Raw genomic sequence first — 22,317 nt, 5'->3', positions numbered from 1 at the left:
TCTGGAGCAGCGTTAATACTCAGTGGATTCCAAAAGTGGAGTCTCATTATGGCGGATAAACCCAAACTCACCACTGATGCCGGCGCTCCGGTTCCCGATAATCAAAATAGCCTTACAGCGGGGCCAGATGGCCCGCTATTGATTCAAGATTATCAGCTTATCGAAAAACTGGCGCATCAAAATCGTGAGCGTATACCCGAGCGGGCGGTACATGCCAAAGGTTGGGGCGCCTATGGGGTTTTGAGGGTAACCGGTGATATTTCTAACTACACCTGTGCCCGGGTGCTGCAGCCTGGAGCAGAGACCCCACTGTTGGCTCGATTTTCAACTGTGGCCGGCGAGTTAGGTGCAGCTGATGCGGAACGGGATGTTCGTGGTTTTGCACTGAAGTTTTATACGGAGGAGGGCAATTGGGATTTGGTCGGCAACAATACGCCGGTCTTTTTTGTACGAGACCCCTACAAGTTCCCGGATTTTATCCACACACAAAAACGCCACCCCCGCACTCACTTGCGCTCCCCCACGGCCATGTGGGATTTCTGGTCGCTGAGTCCTGAGAGTCTTCACCAAGTGACCATACTGTTCTCCGATCGCGGTTTGCCTATATCTCCGGTGCATATGAATGGTTATGGCTCCCATACCTTCTCCCTGTGGAATCACAATGGGGAGCGTTTCTGGGTGAAATTTCATTTCAAGACCCAGCAGGGACATAGGTACTTCACCAATAAGGAGGCGGAAGCAGTAATTGGGCGCTCCCGGGAGAGTTACCAGGAGGTGATGTACAGTGCCATAGAAAACGGGGAATGCCCGAAGTGGACATTCCAGATTCAAGTCATGCCCGCAGCAGACCTTGGCAAAACAAGCTACAACCCCTTTGACCTCACCAAGGTTTGGCCCCACGGTGATTACCCACCTATCGATGTGGGAACCATGGAGTTGAATCGCAACCCGCAAGACTATTTTGCAGAAATCGAGCAGGCAGCTTTCTCTCCATCCAATATCGTACCGGGTATCGGTTTCTCGCCGGATAAGATGCTGCAGGCGCGTATATTCTCTTATGCCGATGCACATCGTCACCGCTTGGGAACTCACTATGAGAGTCTTCCAGTGAATGCACCGCGTTGTCCTGTCCATAATTATTATCGGGATGGTGAATTGAATAGTACGGGTATCCGCAGTGGCAATCCGGATGCCTTTTATGAGCCCAATAGTTTTTCTGGACCAGAGGAGGACCCAAAAGCGAAAGAACCCCCGTTACCAACATCCGGTGCGGCAGATAGATATGACCACCGCAAAGGCAATGACGATTACAGTCAGGTTCGAGTTCTCTTTGATTTGTTCGACGATGAACAAAAACAGCGCTTATATAACAATATTGCAGAAGCGATGGCGGGTGTACCGAATGAAATAATTAAGCGACAATTGGCTGAGTTCCACAAAGTACATCCCAGCTATGCCGCAGGGGTAAAAATGGCGCTTTGAAGAGCGGTTCGCATGCCCTGTTCAATATGAATTGCCATGGGATTTGCTTTCGAACTGATTTCTGAGATGAGCGCGGGGGTTACATCTTGTGCGCAGTTGGGCAATTCGCTAGATTGTAGTGGTTCACCTCGCTCGGCAGTAAAGTAAGTCGGAAGAGAAGCCTTTTGGAGCGATCCTCGTGGATTTTGACTTCGACCTGCCTGAAGGAAAAGTTGCTTGGCGCCTTAGATAAATTCCATATTCCGTTGCAGCAAGATTGGCAGCGGCCTAAAAATGAAGTAAGACCAGCTTAAAAATGAAGTACTCACCACTTTCCGTAAAACAGGCTGCCCGGGCCCTGGCAGCGGGTGGTGTTATTGCCCATCCCACTGAATCTGTTTGGGGCTTGGCTTGCGATCCCAATAACCTGTTGGCTGTTAGGCGCCTGCTACAACTCAAGCATCGCCCGCTTGAAAAGGGTTTGATCCTGGTCTCCGGTGACAGAAGACATTTTGATCCGCTCCTTAGAAACCTTAGTGATCAACAACAGGAGCAGCTGGATTGCAGCTGGCCGGGACCGGTGACATGGCTCGTACCCCATCGGGGCTTAATTCCTGCCTGGGTCTGTGGAGTACATAAATCTGTGGCCCTGCGCTGCACCGATCACCCGTTTACTGCTGCGTTAACACGCGCCTTTGGCGGTGCTATCGTATCCACTTCAGCAAACCCGGCCGGGTCTCAGCCCGCCCGTAATAAGTACCAGGTACTACGCTATTTCGGCCGCGACCTCGACTTTGTCGGCGGCGGCTCGACCGGTGGCCGCAGCGCCCCCAGTGAAATTCGCGATCTGCAAAGCGGCCGTGTGCTGAGGGCGGGTGCCTAACCTCAAACAGAGACGTAGTTTTCGCCTATGAGTGATATCGATACCAAGGAAGTAAAGGCCTATCTACTCGGCCTACAAGACCGTATTTGCAAAGCCCTGAGCGAAGAAGACGGCCAGTCATTTCGCGAGGACAACTGGGACAGGCCTGGTGGTGGCGGTGGTCGAACTCGAGTGCTGGAAGAGGGGAATCTGATCGAAAAAGGCGGAGTGAACTTTTCCCATGTTTATGGGGATGGACTCCCGCCTTCGGCCACGGTTAATCGCCCCGAACTGGCCGGTTGTTCTTTTGAAGCAATGGGCGTCTCCCTGGTCATTCACCCGCGCAACCCTTACGTACCCACTAGCCATGCAAACGTGCGTCTATTTGTGGCGAAAAAGCCAGGAGCTGAGCCCATCTGGTGGTTTGGTGGTGGCTATGATTTGACCCCGTATTACGGCTATCACGAGGATGTCGTACATTGGCACCAAACGGCCAAGCAGGCCTGTGAGCCTTTTGGCAGCGAGGTATACCCTCGCTTTAAGCAGTGGTGTGACAAATATTTCTACTTGAAGCATCGGGATGAAGCTCGGGGAGTCGGCGGACTCTTTTTCGATGATTTTAACGAAGGTGGCTACGACAATGCTTTTGCGCTTATGCGCGCTGTTGGCGATAGTTACTTGGAGGCTTATCTACCCATTGTGCAGAAGCGCAAAGAGGCTGCTTACGGTGAGCGCGAGCGTGAATTCCAACTCTACCGCCGTGGGCGCTATGTGGAATTCAACCTGGTCTTTGATCGTGGCACTCTGTTCGGATTGCAAAGTGGTGGGCGTACAGAATCCATTCTGATGTCCTTGCCGTCACTGGTGAGCTGGAAGTATGACTGGCAACCAGAGCCGGGGTCTGCGGAAGAGAAGCTATACACTGATTTTCTGCCACACAGAGACTGGGTATAGCCAAGCAATTTGTCACAATGGAGGTTTGTTGTGCACCCATCGCGATTGGAAGGAATCAACTCCCTGTTTCTCGATTACAGGCGGCATTTTGAAACGGGAGATGTTGAGCAGATTGCTGACTTTTATCGTTTCCCACTGCACTACTACCGGGAAGATGGCGTAAAGCTCACCGTAGAACGGGATGAGTTTATCCAGCAGGTGGTTAAGCTCCTCAATGCTTATCGACGCCTTGGTGTCTGTCAGATTCTCGGCACTGTTACCGAGGTGATAGAGCTGAATAATTACAGCACCCTTGCGAGCTTGCGCTGGACCTTGTTACACCCGCAGGGGGAAGAAAAGGCAGTAGAGCTGTACAGCTCACAAACCCGCTATTTAGTCACCGAAGCTGCCGACGGCCTCAAAATTGACGGTTTAATAATTGTCGATGAAAGTGCCAAGATTCGTGAGGCAGCGAGAGAGCGCAAAAGGGCGGAATCATGAGTGACCGCTATGCGGTGGTGGGTAACCCTATAGAGCACTCCCTCTCACCGGAGATACACCGAGCCTTTGTCACGCAAACAGGCGAGGATATTGATTACAGTAAACTGCTTGCCCCCCTGGATGGCTTTGTTAATTACGCGAGAACTTTTTTTGCCGAGGGTGGCTGTGGCCTCAATGTGACGGTGCCCTTCAAGCTGCAAGCATTTGAGATGGCGGATAACCTGACTGAGCGAGCTGCTTCAGTAGGGGCGGTGAACACCTTGGCACTGGCTGAAGGTGGAAAGATTCTCGGCGACAACACCGACGGGACTGGCCTAGTATTTGATATTTGCACCAACTTGGGCTGGGAAATCAAGGGTCGGAAAGTTCTCCTGCTGGGAGCCGGCGGAGCCGCCCGGGGAGCATTGCTGCCAATCCTTGCGGAAAAACCAGCACATTTACATATTGCCAACCGCACCGCAGAAAAAGCGGTACAGCTTGCGGCAGAATTTTCCCAGTTGGGCGAATTAAGTGGTGGCGGCCTGGAGGAATTGAGAGGCTGCTACGACCTGATTATCAATGCGAGTTCCGCAAGCCTTGGCGGTGTGCTGCCGCCGCTTCCTGAAGGCTGTGTCGCCAGTCATGGTAAAGCTTACGACATGATGTACGCCGCCGAGCCAACGCCTTTTTTACAATGGGCGCGTGGACAGGGCGCAGAGAGTGCTGATGGCCTTGGGATGTTGGTAGAGCAGGCCGCTGAGTCGTTTTTACTGTGGCGTGGTGTGCGCCCTGAAACAGCGCCGATCATGGCCAAGTTGCGCCGGGACCTCAATCAGACAACCGATAATTAAAAGAGAGAAAGCGTTGTGCGTGATATTGTGCGAAACCTGTCGATTTGTTTTTCTGTGGGGTGTTTCGGTGGGCTCTGCTATGCCGTGGGGCTATGGGCCATGGGGCGGTATGGCTTCACCCAGTTTTTAGGGGTAGATTTGGCGCCATCCCTGAGCAATGCCTACCTGTACCAGCGCGTAGTTTGGGGTGGAGTTTTCGGGTTGCTGTTTTTGTTGCCTTTGCGCAACGCCTGGGTAATAAGGGGCTTCCTCTTATCCCTGGTGCCGGCAGGGTTGATGTTGTTGTATCTTCTGCCGCAGAGAGGTTATGACTACGGTGCTCTGGTACTGGGACAAATGACGCCCCTGGTTATCGTTCTAGCTTGTGCCATTGGCGGCATAGGTGCATCGGCACTGCTGCGGCTACAGGGTAAATAGTGAGGAGGCCTTGGTTGCCAAGGCCTACCACATCACTGTTTAAATTCGATCTCAACCAGGCTGCAGCTTTGGGTATATCCCATAGCCCGCTTGATTGTGGGGAAGACTGACGCAGTAGCGACGCTGACCCCCAGCTCGATTCTCTGTCGGTTATCCAGTTGTGCACCTATCCGTTCGTTGAGAACAGGATCGATCATTTTGTAGCTGGCCACGGCTGTTGCAAAATCAAAAATGTCCTGCAAGTTCTCAGGCAGGCCGCTGCCGCCTTGGATACAAGCTTTCACCAAGTGGGGTTCAACACCAGCCTCTAGGGCCATACGCACATTCAGTTGCAGGCACATGCCGCAATCAGCTACTTGCATTGCCGCTATCTTACTCACCCAAAAAACATCAATAGGTAAAAACTCCCTGTGCATGGATAGGGGCTGAAAATTTCTAAATTTTTCAAAGCCTTCAGGAGAGCCCTGAAGAAACTCGCGCAAGTAGTCCATGTCATAGCGGTACTTTTGGGAGAAGGCCTCCATTTCTTGGAGATATTGCTGTTTGGACATAGTTTGGCTCCTAATCAAGTCGGATTGAGTCACAGACCATCGGCCTACAACGCCAAGTCTTATGTAAAAGCCTGATAGGTAAAAATTAGTTTCTATCGGATATTTCGATAGGTGGGCTGTAAAAGTTACCGTAGAGTCGCCGGGCCTCTCGGGCGAACCATTGCGCAGCTAAGCCTTGTGGCGTCTGCTTGGACCAGAGCAGATCCACACCGAGGCTCCAGGTATTGAGAGAACCGGTTAAGTTGAGCTCAACCAACCTGCCGCTTTTTAAAAAGGGGCGGGCCAGTTCGTAGGGCGCATTGACCCACCCAACCCCCTTACATGCCAGATCCAGGGCCTGTAGCAGAGAATCACTTCGCCAAGTCTGTGCAGAGAGCTGCCAACGGTACCTTTGGGATTCTGGTGCTGTGGTGATCTGTCGGTGCTGGGCCGCTTCATTCAATGAGGATTGTTTTTTCTGGGCCAGGGGATGTTCTGGACAGGCCAGGCTAAGTACCCGCTGTTGTCCCAGGTTACTGGTATCCAGCGAGCTGGGATAGGAATCCCTGGAGGTGACAAAGGCAAAATCGGCTTCACCCTGTGTCACCTGCTGGACCGCTTCCTTCCCAGTAACACTGCCGAGCTGAAGCTCAGTATGCGGGAAGCGCTCGCTGAAAGTTACCAGCATATCGTTGAGTCGATCCGGCATTACCAGCTCTTCAAATAATATATTGAGCTGGGGCTCTTCTCCCCGCTGGAAGGAATTTGCCGCCTGTTGGAAGCGCTGCAACTGCCCCAACGATTGACGTGCTAATGGCAGTAATGCCAAAGCGGCGTCGGTGGGTTGGGGATATTTCCCTTCGCGGTTAAAGAGAGTCAGCCCCAGGTCGAGTTCAAGATTTTGAATCAAGCTGCTTACAGAAGACTGAGCCCGGCCCACTTCGCGAGCAACCGCCGAAAAAGATCCGACTTCACAGGAGCGCACAAAAATATGCAGCTGGTCCATATTCAGGTTAAGCATAGCGGGGAGCCGGCTGTCACTATGGCTGCTGTTTAAGGAGATACTGATCTTTCAGTTTCACGTAGTTTTCAGCGGAATACTTAAAGAAAGCCTTTTCCTTGTCAGACAGGGGGCGCGCCTTTTTGCAGGGGGCGCCTACATAGAGATAACCACTCTCCAGGGTTTTACCGGGCGGAACCAGTGCTCCGGCTGCCAGTACGACATCGTCCTCAATAATGGCTCCGTCGAGAACAATAGATCCGATACCAATTAAGATCCGGTTGCCGATGGTACAACCGTGCAGGCAGGCTTTATGACCGATAGTGACATCTTCGCCAATAGTCAGCGGCCAACCGTCGGCGTTGAATGGTCCCGCATGGGTGATATGGAGAACAGCCCCATCCTGTACACTGGTTCGCGCGCCGATTCGGATCTTATGCATATCACCGCGCACAACGGCCATGGGCCATACGGAGCAATCATCCCCCAGGGTAACGTCACCAATGACTGCGGATTGCGGATCGATATATACGCTGTCGCCAAGTTCTGGAAACTTCTCGCCGTGGGAATCATCGTGGCTGCGCAGTGGGGACATAAATAAGCTCCTGTACAATGAATCCTCTATCATAGCTTTATCCTAATTCGAGCACAGAGTCTTATATGTCCAATCCACTGTTGAATATCCCGCTGCTGCCGCCTTTTGATAATCTCGAGCCCGAGCAGGTGGAACCCGCCATCGCCGAACTGATTAAAGAGTGTGAGCAAACCCTTCAACAGGGATTGGAGACCCCCAGCTGGGATAATACGCTGGTGCCTCTGGAACAGGCGGAAGACCAGCTAAATCGAGCCTTCTCCCCAGTCAGTCACCTGAACAGCGTTCTAAGTGGCCCCTGGCGGGCGCCCTATGAGGCCGCCTTAGCCAAAGTGACGGCTTACTGGACAAAGCAGGGGCAAAATCGCGAACTTTACGACCTGTACCTCCAATTAATGCAGTCGCCCGAATTTGCAAACTGGCCACAGGCACGCAAGAAGTCTTTGGAGCTGGGAGTCAGAGACTTTGAACTCGGTGGTGTAGGCCTTGAAGGAGAGGCCCGTGAAAAGTTTGCCGTTAACAGTCAGCGTTTGGCGGAGTTATCCAGCCAATTTGCCAACAATGTCCTCGATGCAACCAATGCCTGGACCTGGCATACGAATGATGAAGCTCAGCTTCAGGGGCTTCCTCAAACTGCTCTCGCCGCTGCACGGAATGCAGCTGAGGCAAAAGGCCTGGATGGGTGGCTGATTACCTTAGAGGGGCCCAGCTTTCTCGCTGTTATGACCCATGCTGAAAATAGATCTCTGCGTCGGGATGTCCATTTGGCTTTTGTTAGTCGCGCATCCGAAGTTGGTCCCCAGGCAGGTGAATACGATAACTCCGAAGTGATGGAGGCAATTCTCGCATTGCGCGCTGAACAGGCCAGTTTACTGGGAATGAACAGCTATGCGGAGTTGTCATTGGCCAGCAAAATGGCTCCAAATACAGAGCGGGTTTTGGAATTTCTACAGGATCTGGCAGAACGAGCCAGGCCAGCTGCCCAACGAGAAATGGCTGAGCTGAAAGCATTTGCTGCAGACCAACTCAGTATTGAAGAGTTGCAACCATGGGATGTGGCCTGGGCCGCAGAAAAGCTCAAACAGCAGCGATACGCCATCAGCCAAGAGGAATTGAGGCCCTATTTCCCTTACGCCAAAGTCGTTGACGGCCTCTTTACTGTGGTGGATAAATTATTCGGAATCACAGTTGAAGAAGATACCAGCGTTGCTACTTGGCATGCCGACGTGCAGTTCTTTTGGCTGCTGAGAGATGGCGAAAAGATAGCTGGTTTCTATTTGGATGCGTTCGCGCGTGAGAAAAAGCGTGGCGGGGCCTGGATGGATACAGTAAGTAGTCGTCGCCACACGCTCAACGGACTCCAGTTGCCTATAGCTTATCTAGTATGTAATTTCAGTCCGGCTGCAGGTGATATCCCCTCACTTTTAACCCACACGGAAGTAACCACTTTATTCCATGAATTCGGCCATGGCCTCCACCATATGCTGACACAGATTGATGTGGCAGCAGTTTCTGGTATTAATGGTGTTGCTTGGGATGCGGTGGAAATGCCCAGCCAATTTCTGGAAAATTGGTGTTGGCAACCCCAGGCTATTTCCATAATTTCTGCACATTTCGAAACTGGAGAGGCCCTTCCCGAAGCTTTACTGAATAAAATGCTGGCAGCGAAAAATTTCCAGTCTGCCATATTTACAGTACGCCAGTTGGAGTTTGCACTTTTTGATTTTCGCCTCCATGCCAGCGAAGAGGCATTGACCGCCGATAAAGTTCAGGTTTTACTGGATCAGGTACGAGCAGAGGTTGCTGTTGTGCCTATCGCCGCAGAAAACCGCTTCCAAAATGCTTTTAGCCATATTTTTGCTGGTGGTTATGCCGCAGGATATTACAGCTATAAATGGGCAGAAGTGCTTTCGGCAGATGCTTTTTCTCTATTTGAGGAAGATGGTATCTTTAATAGAGAGACGGGAAATAACTTTCTGCACAGTATTTTGGAACAGGGTGGTAGCCGTGATGCGTTGGAGCTGTTTGTTCAATTCCGTGGACGAGAGCCGCAAATTGATGCCCTATTGCGTCACTCTGGTATCGAGCAGCAAGAGCTGAATATCAGTCCTGTGTAACGGATAAGTCAGTCATGAAATATTGAGTAGTAGTCATGATGAAGAAAGAAGATTCGGCTGAGTCTGGTAAGATCGTTAAAAAACGCTTTATTGCAGGGGCTGTGTGCCCCCGCTGTAGCGAAATGGATAAAATTATTAACTATCACAAGGATGGGAAAAATTATAGGGAATGTGTTGCCTGTGGGTTTAAGGATGAAATTCGATTGCAGTCAGCGCCAACAGAACTGTCTACTCGTGTTAACCAAGATACAGAGAAAGATATTCACGAGGAGCCAGTGAAACTTATCCAACCCACAAGTAGCCGTAAAAAGTGAAAAAAATATTTTTTATACTGGTGGTTTTTATTGCGGTTGCGATCATAGGTCTCTATGGCCTTGATCGCCATCGAAAAAATACAGAACGGCAGAGAGAACAAGTTGCCTATCTACTAACGAGCTGTGTGAATCAGGGGATACTTACGTTATTCCGTTTACAGGCTAATGACTGGAAGACTCATCCAGATTATTACATTGAAGAGGAAAATAGACTGGGAGCTGCGGTAAAATCCCTACCAGATCAAATCCTTAAAGGGGAGTCTTTTGAAAAGTGGAGACATGCAATAAAGATTTGTGACAAGCTCACAAGAAATAGTAACTTGCAACATGTCACTATTTTTCGCCCCCTGGGCGATTTCTCCGAAAAGGAGATCTCCAATATATATACCTTGAAAGATCGCGGTGCTCTGCGGAAGCGTGAAAAGACTATTCACGCACTATATGAATCAGCAGAAGCTGCTGCTCGCTATATGAAAGACCTAAAGCGTGATATCAACACGCAATTAAAAGCCTTTCGTTTTTCAGATGAAGAGCGCGAATTAACTCTTCAAAGAATCAGTTCTCAGGTTTTAGATAATTACCAACAAGGTAATTTTTCCAAAAAGCAGGCAGATACCTATCTGGAAAGGGTATCCCTTTTTTACAAAACCATGGCCGAGAACCCAAAGTCCTACAGTGTCCGAAACGGCAGCCTATATTTTTATAGCCAAGAATTAAAGCAGAAGGTTGAAGACTTATATAATGCTGTCATCCAGGGAGAGGGAGCGTTTTATGGAAATTTTAAGCAAATTTTAGTGCAAAAACAGGTGCGGTCTTCAAGCTATTAAAAATGTGAGCGGGCTTTATTATTTGTTGCTTTGCCCGCTCATTATTTACCAACCTGAGATTATAGCTTTAAATGTGTTTGTAGCATCATAAGAGATTTACTATTTTGATAGTGAGTAATCCTGACTGAAATAGTTAATTTCTCAATCTCAAAATTTGTCATATTCTGTTATTTATACATTAAAAAATAACTCTAAATATCCTGCCACAGTTTTACTGTAATTTACGTATCCAGGAATTGGTTACAGTGTAGTATTGAAAATATACTATGAGTCCTAAAGATCGTGCTCCGATCCACAAAAACAAGCTGAACCATATGCCTGTATTCCCCCAATCCCTTGTAAACCACCAGGCGGGAAAGAAAACCAGTACTGAGGCTATAAACATAGTATTACGCATATCGCGACTTTTCCCAGCACCGATAAAAACACCATCGAGCTGATAACTCCAAACCGCTAATAAAGGTAGTGCACAGAGCCACCAATATACCTGTTCCGCTTGGTGGATTACTGGTTTGATATCTGTAAATAAGGATAGAATCAAGGGTTTCCCTGAAACTAGTACCAGCGTAATCAGGACAGCGCTTCCCAGGGCCCACAAACCTGCACTGCGAACGGTATTTCTGAATAGAGCCGTTGATCTCTTTGCCATGGATTCCCCAACCAAGGCCTCGGTAGCATGAGCAAAACCATCCAGGGCATAGGAAGTCATCATTAATAACTGTATAAGAATAGCATTTGCAGCAAGTACATTATCACCTTGGGCTGCCCCTTGTGCAGTAAAAAAAGTGAGTGTTAGCAAGAGCAAACAGGTTCTTATAAATAAGTCTGTATTTATCTTTAAAAGATTGATCCATGGGGATGAATCGATCCAGGGGAGAAGTTTCTTCTGCCCAATTTCTTTGTGTATATAAGACCAGATATCAACATGAACCCTGGTAAGAAGATATAGACCCAGTAGAAATGCAAAAATATCAGCGAGTACGGTTGCCGCTGCTGCACCTTTTGCCCCTAGGCCCAGGCCAAGGATAAATAGGAAATCGAGGGCTATGTTCAGAAGATTGGCAGCGAAAAGTATATATAGAGGCGCACGGCTATCTTGTCGACCAATAAAAAAACCCAGAATGGCAAAGTTTGCCAGAGCCAGGGGGGCAGATAACAGACGTATTTGTAGGTAGGCCAGTGCGTGGGGTTGTGCTTCCTGACTGGCATTCATCCACTCAACGATATAGTAGATTAAAGGAGAGGCAACAATAAACAGAGTGATTCCCAACCCCATGGCAAATACTAGTGCACGTACTAACCATTGAATCCCAAGATCTGTACTCCGAGCCACCAGTCCGGTAGTACCCATGCGCAGAAACCCAAATGCCCATAGAAGCATCGACATTACGCTAGCCCCGATAGCTACACCGGATAGGTACTCTGCAGATGGGAGGTGACCAAGAATTGCGGTATCTACTATCCCGAGTAATGGCACTGAAATATTACTCAGTATCATTGGCCAAGCCAGATTCCAGACGCGAGACATAGGTTGGGATTCAAGTTTTGTAGAAGAAGGCATAAGTCATAACAACTAGCGGATAGATTGGCTTCTAGCCGAAATCGGAAAAAGAAAAGCTGTGCAGGCGGATTCTACCAATGGTAACAGTACAGAGCTGATAAGATCCTTTTCCTAAATCGGTCTCCCAATACTGCTATTAGCAATTCATTTCGTAACGCTTACAAAATCGAAACGAAATATTTGGCGGAAAAATCATTTTGATTGAGTGTAGATAGTACAGGATTCTGTATTGATCTGCCTGATAATCCTCAAGCTTATCGAAACTAATCTGCCTTGGTTGTGTGAAGCAGTCAGAATTTAGTATTAGAGATTAAAAATCGTTGCCAATCTGTGTAAAAGTAATCAGGGGCACTTGAACCCGAGGATTTATACTTCTCTTGGCAGCATTATTAATGCTTGATTAGTTGTCATCTTTCACCAAATAAATTGCCATGTCTCTATTTGGAGCGACTTTTTTTCTACTTGTGGAAAAGTATCCTATCAAAGTGGTTAAATTTATTTGTTAATCACCGAATTTTTTCACAAAGCGACAACGTTATTCAAAAATGATCCCGATTGACTTTTTCTTGTCGATGTGTTCCTTTTGTACCTGCAGTAGTTGCGACAAATAAAGAAACTGGTTGTTGGTTGTACCTTTCCGGACGACGGCATCTGGAGTAAAAAATCTTTTACTAAGAATAACAAGTTGCACTGACGGCAGTAACGCGAGGTGGTCTCCTCGCCCAGTGTATGTAGTCTTGTGTTACTACAGTATGTCCACAAATTTTGTGTGGAATTAATCCTGTTAGGCAGTTGATACAGGTAAAATTCGCTTATCCGTGAAGGCCAGTGGCCAAAATAAAAATTACGGGTTTCCCTGAGAGACCCGCAACCACGGAGATCTGTAGGCGATGTTGAAAGGCTTTGATCGGCTGTTCGCCTTGCTGGCTACTTCGCTATCTGCACAAGCGGTGTTAGCGAATGAGCAGGACGTTGAGCGCTGGGGGGTTAATATGCCCCAGGGGGTGACAGAAGTCGCCCAGACCACCTACGAGCTACACATGCTGATCTTTTGGATTTGTGTGGCTATAGGGGCATTGGTGTTCAGCATCATGTTCTACAGCATGTGGCGGCACCGCAAAAGTAAGGGATACCAAGCGGCCCAATTTCATGAGAGCACGGTTGTGGAGTTGGTGTGGACTATTATTCCCACCGTCATCCTGATTCTGATGGCGATTCCGGCCACCAAAACGCTCTATGATATTTACGATACTGAGGAAGAAGATCTCAATATCGTAATCACCGGTTATCAATGGAAGTGGAAATATGAATATCGGGGCACTGATGTTTCATTCTTTTCCAGCTTGTCCACTCCCAAAGCTCAAATTGATAACCTTCAGCCTAAGGGTGCTAACTACCTCCTAGAAGTCGATGAGCCCCTGGTTGTTCCTATCAAGAAAAAAATACGCTTCCTGATTACTGCCAATGATGTGATACATGCGTGGTGGGTCCCAGATCTAGCCGTTAAAAAAGATGCTATCCCCGGTTTTATCAATGATGCCTGGACGCGTATTGAGGAGCCGGGAATATATCGCGGACAGTGTGCTGAATTGTGCGGAAAAGACCATGGCTTTATGCCTATTGTTGTGAAGGCAGTGCCACAGGCGGAATACGATGCCTGGCTGAGTTCTCGTGCAGCAGAAGCCATAAAAATGCGTGAACTTACAGCGAAGACATTTACCTTCGAAGAGCTTTTTGCTCAGGGTGAAAAAGTCTATACACGCACATGTGCCGCCTGCCACCAGCCGAACGGGCAGGGAGTACCCGGAGTATTCCCGCCGATTGCTGGATCAAAAATTGCTACCGGTCCCCTCAATGGCCACTTAGACATCGTTATCGACGGTTCCGCGGTAAACCCCGCAATGCAGGCTTTTGGTGAACAGCTATCAGAAGTGGACCTGGCTGCGGTAATTACTTACCAGCGAAACGCTTTCGGCAACGAGATGGGTGATACGGTCCAACCCGTAGATATCCTCAACTTTAAGAATAAGCAGTAAACGCCCGGAGGAATTTAAGAATGGCACATGGTCCTCAACCCGGTATAAAGCGTTGGCTCTATACGACCAACCACAAAGATATAGGCTCTATGTATTTGTGGTTTAGTTTTGCGATGTTCCTACTCGGCGGATGTATGGCATTGGTTATACGCGCTGAATTATTCGAGCCCGGTTTGCAAATTGTACAGCCGGAATTTTTCAATCAAATGACCACAATGCATGGTCTGATCATGGTATTTGGTGCAGTTATGCCGGCTTTTGTGGGGTTGGCTAACTGGATGATACCAATGATGATTGGTGCGCCAGATATGGCACTGCCAAGAATGAATAACTGGAGTTTTTGGATTTTGCCCTTTGCTTTCGCAATGTTGGCATCGACCTTATTTATGGAAGGGGGTGCGCCTAATTTCGGTTGGACATTTTATGCGCCACTTTCAACGGAATATGCGCCACCCAGCGTAACTTTCTTCATTTTTGCCATTCATATTATGGGTGCCTCGTCCATCATGGGTGCGATCAACATTATCGCTACCATTTTGAATATGCGTGCTCCTGGTATGACCTTGATGAAAATGCCGTTGTTTGTATGGACCTGGCTGATCACTGCTTACCTTTTGATTGCGGTAATGCCGGTGTTAGCCGGAGTAGTGACCATGATGTTGATGGACATTCATTTTGGCACAAGTTTCTTCAGTGCAGCCGGTGGCGGTGATCCGGTTTTATTCCAGCATGTGTTCTGGTTCTTTGGACACCCGGAAGTCTACATCATGATTTTGCCGGCCTTTGGCATTATCTCTGCAATTATTCCCACCTTCGCTCGTAAGCCTCTTTTTGGATACAGCTCCATGGTATATGCCACCGCAGCAATTGCATTCCTGAGCTTTATCGTATGGGCGCACCATATGTTTACTGTGGGAATGCCGATTGCTGGTGAGCTGTTCTTTATGTATGCCACAATGCTGATCGCTGTACCTACAGGAGTGAAAATCTTTAACTGGGTTTCTACCATGTTCCGGGGATCCATGACGTTTGAAACCCCGATGCTTTTTGCAATTGCATTCATCATCCTTTTCGCCATCGGTGGATTCTCTGGTCTGATGCTAGCGATTGCGCCTGCAGACTTCCAATATCACGATACGTACTTTGTGGTTGCCCATTTCCACTATGTGCTGGTTCCTGGTGCAATCTTCTCAATTACTGCTGGTGTTTACTATTGGTTGCCTAAATGGACTGGCCATATGTATAGCGAAGTTATGGGCAAGGTACATTTCTGGCTGGCATTTATTGGTCTCAATGTAACTTTCTTCCCAATGCACTTTGTTGGCCTGGCCGGTATGCCACGTCGGATACCTGATTACGCACTGCAATTTGCGGATTTCAATCAAATATCCAGTATCGGTGCCTTCCTATTTGGCGCTGCACAAATAGTATTTTTGTTTAATGTGGTTCGAACTGTAATGGGCGGGAAAAAAGCATCTGATCAGGTTTGGGATGATCCTGAAGGACTGGAATGGACGGTTGCTTCCCCGGCCCCATATCACACGTTTAGTACGCCACCGGTTGTACGTTGACCTATGAAAGTTGGAGCAAATGCAAAGGTAACTATCAAGCTGCTGGCCGTGGCGACCAGCATGCTGGTATTTGCAATTTTCATTATGCCGCCTATTTACGATGTCTTCTGTGAAATCACAGGGCTCAATGGTAAAACCGGTGGTCGTTATGAAGCTGTGCCAGCTGCGATTGATAAAAATAGGCTGGTCACAGTGCAATTTGTGGCAAACAATAATGAAAATATGCCATGGGAATTTCGCCCGAGTGTGATGTCTTTGAAAGTACACCCTGGAGAAATTAAAGATACTGTTTTTATTGCAGAAAATAAGACATCTAGGGATATGGTTGGTCAGGCAATTCCCAGTATGGTTCCTTTCAAAGCTGCTGAGTACTTTCATAAAACAGAGTGTTTTTGCTTCAACCAGCAAGAATTAAAAGCGGGAGAGACTGCAGAATTACCACTACGTTTTATTGTGGATCCAGATCTTCCCGCAAGTGTTAATACTGTAACGCTTTCCTATACGTTGTTTGATGTAACGGAAAGGTTTGCCAATAAAACCGATAAGAATGATATCGACCCCGAGCGAGAGGGATAAAAATTATGGCTAGTGAAAGCAGTTATTACGTGCCCGAACAATCCAGGCTGCCAATTTTTGCGACGATAGGTCTATTCCTAATAGCGTTTGGCGCAGCAAATTGGATTAATGGAGGAAGCTCTTATATTTTCTTCACCGGTGCGTTAGCGATGGCCGCAGTTTTGTGGTTTTGGTTTGCTGCCGTAATCAAAGAGAATATGGCAGGGCTCAACAGTGAACAGTTAAAGAGATCATATGTTTGGGGGATGGGCTGGTTTATATTTTCTGAGGTGATGTTTTTTGCTGCGTTCTTTGGAGCACTTTATTACATACGCAATTTTACAGTTCCCTGGCTAGGTGGTGAAGGTGATCGTGGAATTTCCAATATGCTTTGGGAGGGATTCGAAAGTAGCTGGCCCCTATATGTGACTCCTGACGCCGCAGCAAACGGAGAAACGGCAAAATTTATGGGGCCTAAAGATGTGATAGACCCATGGCACTTGCCACTATGGAACACCATCATACTTCTCACCTCCAGTGTAACTGTACACTTCGCACATGTTTTCCTGAAAAAGAATCAAAGAAAAAATTTCAATATATTACTGGCAATCACTGTGGCATTGGGTGGGGCGTTTATTTTTCTACAAGGTAAAGAATACTACGAAGCCTATCAACACTTGGGGTTAACACTTGAGTCAGGAATCTATGGTACAACATTCTTTATGCTGACCGGATTTCATGGTGCCCATGTCACACTCGGTACAATTATGTTGTTGATCATGTTGTTAAGGTCTGTGATAGCCAATCATTTTAGACCTGATGATCACTTCGGCTTTGAAGCAGCAAGTTGGTATTGGCATTTTGTCGATGTAGTTTGGGTCGGGCTGTTTATATTTGTATATGTTCTAGGTGCTTAATGTGGGCAAGGCTTTCTATCGTATAAATAGAAAGCCTTTGTTTTCTTAATATTTATCAGCCCAAGGTGCCGTTTTTGCCAAAATGCCACTTTCAAAGCCGTACCAAATGGCAAGAAGTAAGAGTGACGCTAGGAGTATTCTAATACCTAATGCGTAGAGTGTGCGCTTAGATTGAGGTGTTCCCATATCTCTAAGTAGAAAAAAAAGTGCACTTGAAAGACTGGCAAGTACGGAAAGGAATAAGACAACAATAACAATCTTCAGCCACATTTTATTATTTTCCATTATTTATGTAGTTGCGCATGATAGTAGATATTCCATCAGCTTCTGCGAAAGATATCAGTTTACCACTGATTCGCAATTGGCCCATCACGATATTTTCTCTGGGTGCAATCATCCTTTTTATATTTTTGGGATTGTGGCAGCTTGATAGGGCAAAGCAGAAAGTCGAACTTATGCAAAAGGTAGAGAGTAGGCTCTCTCTGCAACCACAGGAAATTTCAAATCTAAGTTCTTATCAAGAGTATGCGTCTGTAACTTTAGCGGGAGTTTTCCAGAAGGAAATATATTTTCTGGATAACCGGACCAGAAACGGTCGTGTGGGCTATGAAGTACTACAAGTATTTTCAACAGAAAATACTGATTGGCTTGTCAATAGAGGTTGGATTCCCTCTGCTGGCGACCGAGATAGCTTACCTGAAGTAACAGCTTTACTTGATGTGAAATCACTTCAGGGCTACTTATACCCTATCGATACTGAATCCTACTCGAATGTTAGTATAGACCCGGTTTTTAAAAATAGAATTCAACAAATAAATTCAAATTTCATTGAGGCTATCGGTTTAGTCAACAATAGATGGTCGATCCGTTTGTTTGCGGATTCAGGTGCAGCTTTAATTACTGATTGGAATTTTTTCAATAGTGGCCCTGAAAAACATCAAGCGTATGCTTTCCAGTGGTTCACGATGGCAATAGCTATCTGGCTTTTATGGGCTTATTCAGCCACAAATATTATTTTTAGATTACGTCGTAGATTGAGTAGAAGTTTGAAAAAGGAGTTTCAAAATGAAATCAAATAGTCAGCCAGTTTCACCTGAAAGAAATCTGAGCAAAAGGAAGCCAGCGAATAAAATCATTCAAGGACTCTCAGTGCTAGCATCCGTCGTACTCCCAATTACAGCTGCCTGTGTCGTTTACTATACGGGCTTAGGCATGCCTAAAGAGACGATTAATCAAGGTGAATTATTGCAGCCCCCATTTGATATCACTGAAATAAAAATCACCTTTCAAGGACAGCAGCAATCCCTGGCACAAGAGGGAGAATCAAAATGGCGCTATCTAATATTAAGTGACAGTGATTGTGGTAAAGATTGTGAAGATCTCTTGTATATAAGTAGGCAGGTTCATATTCGGCTGGGGGAAAAAGCTCATAGGGTTGAGAGGCTACTGGTGGTTGGTGATAGTTTGGATGAAAAACGACAAGAACAAATACAAATTGAGCATCCGAAACTAAAAATAGTGAATTTGGATGATGAAAACTTTAAGCAGTTGGTACAGAAAACTGATCATGACGGTGTGACTTCAACCAAGGCGTTGCTGGTTGATCAGGAGGGTTATGCAATGATGGCCTATGATCGGCAGCATAGCGGAAACCAATTACTTAAAGATATAAAAAGATTATTGAAGTACTCCTACGAGCAATAAGATTACTATTCGGAGATTTTCAGTAGTGTCTAAACAAAAAACCCCTAAGAATTGGCGACATATCATTACCTGGGCGGCCTGTATACTAGCTGTCGTAGTTGTTGTTCTAGGTGCATTTACTAGGCTGGTGGATGCCGGTTTGGGCTGTCCAGACTGGCCTGGTTGTTATGGTCATCTCACCTGGCCGAATGATATAAAAGAAATTAAAACGGCCAATATGATTTTTCCGGACTCTCCGGTAGATGTTAGTAAAACTTGGCCGGAAATGGTTCATCGATACTTTGCAGGAACTTTACTTTTATTCGTTGTATTACTCACTTATCTTGCTTGGAGAGATCGGCAAGCCCCAACCTTTAAGCAAACACATATTCTTTTAATTATTATTATACTGCAAGCTGCTTTTGGGATGTGGACGGTAACCTTGAAGCTTTGGCCGCAGGTAGTTACTGCTCATCTATTAGGTGGAATGGCAACATTATCTATGTTGTGGATTCTCTGTGAAAGGTTGGCTGATAAACCTAGACAATTACATGGGAGGTATTTACCGGGAATAAGGCGATTACGACTACTTGCACTGACTGCAGTTGCAATAGTAATTCTACAGATTGGACTCGGTGGTTGGACCAGCTCTAATTACGCAGCTTTAGCCTGTCCAGATTTTCCAACTTGTCATAACCAATGGTGGCCACAGGCAAACTTTGTAGAAGGCTTTAATATTTTTCAACAAATTGGCCCAAATTATTTAGGTGGTGCATTAGAGAATGATGCACGTACAGCCATACATCTTGCCCATCGTATTGGAGCACTGATTACAACAGCAATTGTACTTATTCTTTCAGTTTTAGCTTGGAGATATGGATTGAGAGGTTGGTCATTATGGCTTACCGGGGTACTACTTCTTCAAGTCAGCTTGGGAATAGCAAATGTTGTTATGTCTCTACCATTAGGGATTGCTGTGGCACACAATGCTGGTGCAGCTCTTCTACTTCTTAGTTTGCTAACTTTTTGTTATCGAATATACACAATGAATGCCGTCATTATAAATAAACAAGAGGTAGTCGATGTGGAAGTAATAGAGCGGGGAGAAGGTTTAACTACCGTATCCAATCTTAATTAGATACTAAGCGTATATAAATATAAAAATAGGTGCGAATATGGCCATAAACTCCACGGGAATACATCAAATTCAATGGCGGGACTACTATGAGCTTACTAAGCCTCGAGTAGTTATGCTTATGCTATTAACTTCTGTTATTGGAATGTTTTTAGCTGTTCCAGGAATGGTGCCGCTAGATATTTTAGTATTTGGTAATTTGGGAATTGCATTTTGTGCGGGTAGTGCTGCGGCAGTAAATCATTTAGTTGATCGTCATATTGATACAAAAATGGCTCGTACCAGTAATCGCCCGATTGCGAAAGGACGGGTTGAGCCAGTTAAAGCGGTTGCCTTTGCTCTTATCTTGGGTGTGACAGGAATGTTTATCCTATTGGTTTTTGTCAATGCCCTTACCGCTTGGCTAACCTTAATATCTCTTCTCGGATATGCGGTGATTTACACCATGTTCCTGAAACGCGCCACACCACAAAACATTGTTATTGGCGGGCTTGCAGGAGCCGCTCCGCCCCTACTGGGATGGACTGCGGTTACTGGGGAAGTGCATGGGCATGCTTTGTTGTTAGTATTGATTATTTTTGCTTGGACTCCTCCACACTTTTGGGCCCTTGCCGTACATAGAAAAGAAGAGTATGCAAAAGCTGATGTTCCTATGTTGCCGGTTACACATGGAATACCCTATACAAACCTAAATATAGTTTTGTATACCTTTATTTTATTGGCTGTTAGCCTATTGCCCTTTGCCACCGCAATGTTTGGGTGGTTATATTTGCTGGGAGCTGTCGTACTTGGATTTGGTTTTGTTTATTGGAGCCTTGTAATGCTCATTGGAAAAAAAACCAATGCTGGTATGGAGACTTTCAAATATTCAATAATTTATTTAATGGCACTATTTTTTATCATGCTATTAGATCATTATTTAATTGAAGTGTGAGGGAAAAGTGGAAAAGCAATATTCTGCCATCGATAAACAGAAACGTGGAATTAGAATTACCGTTATTGTTCTTCTAGTATTGATTCTTGCTGTGCTTGCTGGATTTATACATAAGCTCGGACAGCCTCGTATTATTACTGATGAGGAACTTAGAATTAATGGCACTGTAAAACTGCAGAGACCAAGAATCATAGAAGATATACAATTATTGTCTGATGACAGTAGAGATTTCTATACTAAAGACTTTCAAGGTAAGTGGACTCTGGTATTTTTTGGGTTTACCCACTGTCCAGATATCTGTCCAACAACTCTATCTACAATTAATAATTTTTATAAAACTTTAGACGAAAGTACCAGAGCATCTACAGACGTAGTACTCGTATCGGTTGACCCAAGCAGGGACAAGCCGGAGCAGTTAGGGCAGTATGTCCGTTATTTTAATTCTGAATTTCGTGGTATTACCGGTGATTTTTTTAAGCTGAAGAAATTTGCCACTCAGCTAAATGTACCTTTTAATAAAGTTTCTCTTGCTGAGGGCGGTTATACTATCGATCATGGATCTCAAGTTGTATTAATTAATCCTAGAGGACATTATCACGCCTTTTTTAAGGCACCTCTAGATCCTGCGAAAATGAAGTTGACCTATCGTTCAATACGAGCGACCTTTAATGGATAGTGAAGGAATCGCATGAGCTATTGTTATCAAATTAGATATTAATTCTGGACCAATCGATGCAAAATGAAGTTGCTGCTTTAAGGAGAAGAGGAGATCAGACACCATCTGGTATGGTGAGTCCTTGGGCTGCACCTATCTTGCTATCACTTTGTATAATTCCTTTTGGCTGGAGTGGGCTTATAGCCCCTTTAATCTGGATTTTCCTGCGAACAATAGAGTCTACTAGCAGTTGGCCGAGAGCGTTGTCTTTTCTTTCTGTAGCAGTTCTAATGCTGGTATCGGGGTTAAATTTGCTTCCCGGTAGTGAACATATCCAGGTATTGCCACCCTATACAGATGCAAGTGGTAATCTTATCTATGCCAGCATAAACAGCGGTAAAGCAGTTATTGCTATTGCCTTATTGGCTTTTATGTTGCGCATGAAGCAGACCTTCCGTTTTACGGACTTACCCTATCTTTTATTGGCTATATTTACTCCTGTTGCATTGGGTCTACTCCTATATACGCCTTCGATAAAATTTACTGGCACTATCGCCGTTGCGGTAATGATAAACTTAGTAATTGTTTGCATTTCTGAAGAGGGGTTCTTCCGGTGGATATTACAGCGGGGTACCGAAGAACTATTAGGACGCTGGCGCTGGTTATCCGTACCAGTTGTAGCTACGGTGTTTGTGCTTCTACATGGAGGGTGGTCAACAGATATCTCCGCAGTTCTATTATTGATAGTCGCCTCAATCTGTTATGCATTGATTTGGACATTGCGGCAGAATTTTTGGATATGCGTAATGACGCATTGGGGGGTAAATCTTATGCATATGCTCTTGTTGCCTTACCCGTTACCCGGCTAGGCCATATATCATCTGCT

24 protein-coding genes are annotated in these 22,317 nt (G+C 46.2%); 19 read left to right on the top strand and 5 right to left on the bottom strand.

Features of this window, described 5'->3' with window-relative positions:
* Positions 1-48 precede the first annotated feature (48 nt).
* The 6 genes from ACJJIR_RS21510 to ACJJIR_RS21485 all read left to right on the top strand — a co-directional run bounded on the left by ACJJIR_RS21510 (position 49) and on the right by ACJJIR_RS21485 (position 5,004).
* Positions 49-1,482: a catalase gene (locus ACJJIR_RS21510; RefSeq protein ID WP_444906779.1), complete on the top strand. Its 1,434-nt coding sequence runs from the start codon at positions 49-51 to the stop codon at positions 1,480-1,482.
* Between the two features lie 295 nt (positions 1,483-1,777).
* Positions 1,778-2,344 (top strand): L-threonylcarbamoyladenylate synthase, encoded by a 567-nt coding sequence (locus ACJJIR_RS21505; protein WP_444906778.1) that lies wholly within the window; start codon positions 1,778-1,780, stop codon positions 2,342-2,344.
* Positions 2,345-2,371: 27 nt separating this feature from the next.
* Positions 2,372-3,277, top strand: a complete 906-nt coding sequence (gene hemF / locus ACJJIR_RS21500) for an oxygen-dependent coproporphyrinogen oxidase (protein WP_444906777.1) — start codon at positions 2,372-2,374, stop codon at positions 3,275-3,277.
* 30 nt (positions 3,278-3,307) lie between these two features.
* Complete coding sequence (locus ACJJIR_RS21495) at positions 3,308-3,757, top strand: DUF6841 family protein (protein WP_413663901.1); 450 nt, start codon at positions 3,308-3,310, stop codon at positions 3,755-3,757.
* A complete protein-coding gene (gene aroE, locus ACJJIR_RS21490; RefSeq protein ID WP_444906776.1) occupies positions 3,754-4,587 on the top strand; it encodes a shikimate dehydrogenase in 834 nt (277 codons plus the stop codon). The genes ACJJIR_RS21495 and aroE overlap by 4 nt, the downstream gene beginning before the upstream one ends.
* Before the next feature lie 15 nt (positions 4,588-4,602).
* Complete coding sequence (locus tag ACJJIR_RS21485; protein WP_444906775.1) at positions 4,603-5,004, top strand: hypothetical protein; 402 nt, start codon at positions 4,603-4,605, stop codon at positions 5,002-5,004.
* Positions 5,005-5,036: 32 nt separating this feature from the next.
* On the opposite strand, the gene ACJJIR_RS21480 is transcribed toward ACJJIR_RS21485, so the two are convergent.
* From ACJJIR_RS21480 to ACJJIR_RS21470, 3 genes are all read right to left on the bottom strand, one after another.
* Positions 5,037-5,555, bottom strand: coding sequence for a carboxymuconolactone decarboxylase family protein (locus tag ACJJIR_RS21480; RefSeq protein WP_444906774.1), 519 nt, complete (start codon positions 5,553-5,555; stop codon positions 5,037-5,039).
* Between the two features lie 85 nt (positions 5,556-5,640).
* A complete protein-coding gene (locus ACJJIR_RS21475) occupies positions 5,641-6,555 on the bottom strand; it encodes a LysR family transcriptional regulator (protein ID WP_444892454.1) in 915 nt (304 codons plus the stop codon).
* A 19-nt stretch (positions 6,556-6,574) separates the two neighbouring features.
* Positions 6,575-7,129 (bottom strand): gamma carbonic anhydrase family protein, encoded by a 555-nt coding sequence (locus tag ACJJIR_RS21470; protein ID WP_444892455.1) that lies wholly within the window; start codon positions 7,127-7,129, stop codon positions 6,575-6,577.
* A gap of 65 nt (positions 7,130-7,194) precedes the next feature.
* Between ACJJIR_RS21470 and ACJJIR_RS21465 the strand changes: the two genes are divergently transcribed.
* The 3 genes from ACJJIR_RS21465 to ACJJIR_RS21455 are packed head-to-tail and all read left to right on the top strand — an operon-like array spanning position 7,195 to position 10,384.
* Positions 7,195-9,243, top strand: a complete 2,049-nt coding sequence (locus ACJJIR_RS21465; protein ID WP_444906773.1) for a M3 family metallopeptidase — start codon at positions 7,195-7,197, stop codon at positions 9,241-9,243.
* A 35-nt stretch (positions 9,244-9,278) separates the two neighbouring features.
* Complete coding sequence (locus ACJJIR_RS21460) at positions 9,279-9,557, top strand: YheV family putative zinc ribbon protein (RefSeq protein ID WP_282930528.1); 279 nt, start codon at positions 9,279-9,281, stop codon at positions 9,555-9,557.
* Entirely contained in the window at positions 9,554-10,384 is an 831-nt protein-coding gene (locus ACJJIR_RS21455; protein ID WP_444906772.1) for a hypothetical protein, read from the top strand. The genes ACJJIR_RS21460 and ACJJIR_RS21455 overlap by 4 nt, the downstream gene beginning before the upstream one ends.
* 211 nt (positions 10,385-10,595) lie before the next feature.
* On the opposite strand, the gene ACJJIR_RS21450 is transcribed toward ACJJIR_RS21455, so the two are convergent.
* Positions 10,596-11,882 (bottom strand): MATE family efflux transporter, encoded by a 1,287-nt coding sequence (locus ACJJIR_RS21450; RefSeq protein ID WP_444906771.1) that lies wholly within the window; start codon positions 11,880-11,882, stop codon positions 10,596-10,598.
* A gap of 953 nt (positions 11,883-12,835) precedes the next feature.
* Between ACJJIR_RS21450 and coxB the strand changes: the two genes are divergently transcribed.
* From coxB to ACJJIR_RS21430, 4 genes are read left to right on the top strand one after another with little or no spacing between them, the layout of a single operon-like run.
* Positions 12,836-13,981 (top strand): cytochrome c oxidase subunit II, encoded by a 1,146-nt coding sequence (coxB, locus tag ACJJIR_RS21445; RefSeq protein ID WP_444906770.1) that lies wholly within the window; start codon positions 12,836-12,838, stop codon positions 13,979-13,981.
* Positions 13,982-14,001: 20 nt separating this feature from the next.
* Positions 14,002-15,552, top strand: a complete 1,551-nt coding sequence (gene ctaD, locus ACJJIR_RS21440; protein ID WP_282930524.1) for a cytochrome c oxidase subunit I — start codon at positions 14,002-14,004, stop codon at positions 15,550-15,552.
* 3 nt (positions 15,553-15,555) lie between these two features.
* Entirely contained in the window at positions 15,556-16,128 is a 573-nt protein-coding gene (locus tag ACJJIR_RS21435) for a cytochrome c oxidase assembly protein (protein WP_444906769.1), read from the top strand.
* A 5-nt stretch (positions 16,129-16,133) separates the two neighbouring features.
* A complete protein-coding gene (locus ACJJIR_RS21430; RefSeq protein WP_282930522.1) occupies positions 16,134-17,024 on the top strand; it encodes a cytochrome c oxidase subunit 3 in 891 nt (296 codons plus the stop codon).
* Positions 17,025-17,069: 45 nt separating this feature from the next.
* On the opposite strand, the gene ACJJIR_RS21425 is transcribed toward ACJJIR_RS21430, so the two are convergent.
* Complete coding sequence (locus ACJJIR_RS21425) at positions 17,070-17,294, bottom strand: DUF2909 domain-containing protein (protein ID WP_413663912.1); 225 nt, start codon at positions 17,292-17,294, stop codon at positions 17,070-17,072.
* 32 nt (positions 17,295-17,326) lie between these two features.
* Between ACJJIR_RS21425 and ACJJIR_RS21420 the strand changes: the two genes are divergently transcribed.
* The 6 genes from ACJJIR_RS21420 to ACJJIR_RS21395 are packed head-to-tail and all read left to right on the top strand — an operon-like array spanning position 17,327 to position 22,300.
* Positions 17,327-18,103: an SURF1 family protein gene (locus tag ACJJIR_RS21420; protein WP_444906768.1), complete on the top strand. Its 777-nt coding sequence runs from the start codon at positions 17,327-17,329 to the stop codon at positions 18,101-18,103.
* Positions 18,090-18,728, top strand: a complete 639-nt coding sequence (locus tag ACJJIR_RS21415) for a redox-active disulfide-containing membrane protein (protein WP_444906767.1) — start codon at positions 18,090-18,092, stop codon at positions 18,726-18,728. The genes ACJJIR_RS21420 and ACJJIR_RS21415 overlap by 14 nt, the downstream gene beginning before the upstream one ends.
* A 25-nt stretch (positions 18,729-18,753) precedes the next feature.
* Entirely contained in the window at positions 18,754-19,845 is a 1,092-nt protein-coding gene (locus ACJJIR_RS21410) for a COX15/CtaA family protein (RefSeq protein WP_444906766.1), read from the top strand.
* Between the two features lie 37 nt (positions 19,846-19,882).
* The gene (cyoE, locus tag ACJJIR_RS21405) at positions 19,883-20,776 is read left to right on the top strand and encodes a heme o synthase (protein ID WP_444906765.1); all 894 of its coding nucleotides are present in this window, start codon (positions 19,883-19,885) and stop codon (positions 20,774-20,776) included.
* A 7-nt stretch (positions 20,777-20,783) separates the two neighbouring features.
* The gene (locus ACJJIR_RS21400) at positions 20,784-21,452 is read left to right on the top strand and encodes an SCO family protein (protein ID WP_444906764.1); all 669 of its coding nucleotides are present in this window, start codon (positions 20,784-20,786) and stop codon (positions 21,450-21,452) included.
* A gap of 56 nt (positions 21,453-21,508) precedes the next feature.
* Positions 21,509-22,300: a CPBP family intramembrane glutamic endopeptidase gene (locus ACJJIR_RS21395; protein WP_444906763.1), complete on the top strand. Its 792-nt coding sequence runs from the start codon at positions 21,509-21,511 to the stop codon at positions 22,298-22,300.
* Positions 22,301-22,317: the final 17 nt, after the last annotated feature.

Source organism: Microbulbifer maximicatervae (SeqCode) (assembly GCF_052467385.1).
This window is presented reverse-complemented; position numbering and strand designations above follow the sequence as displayed.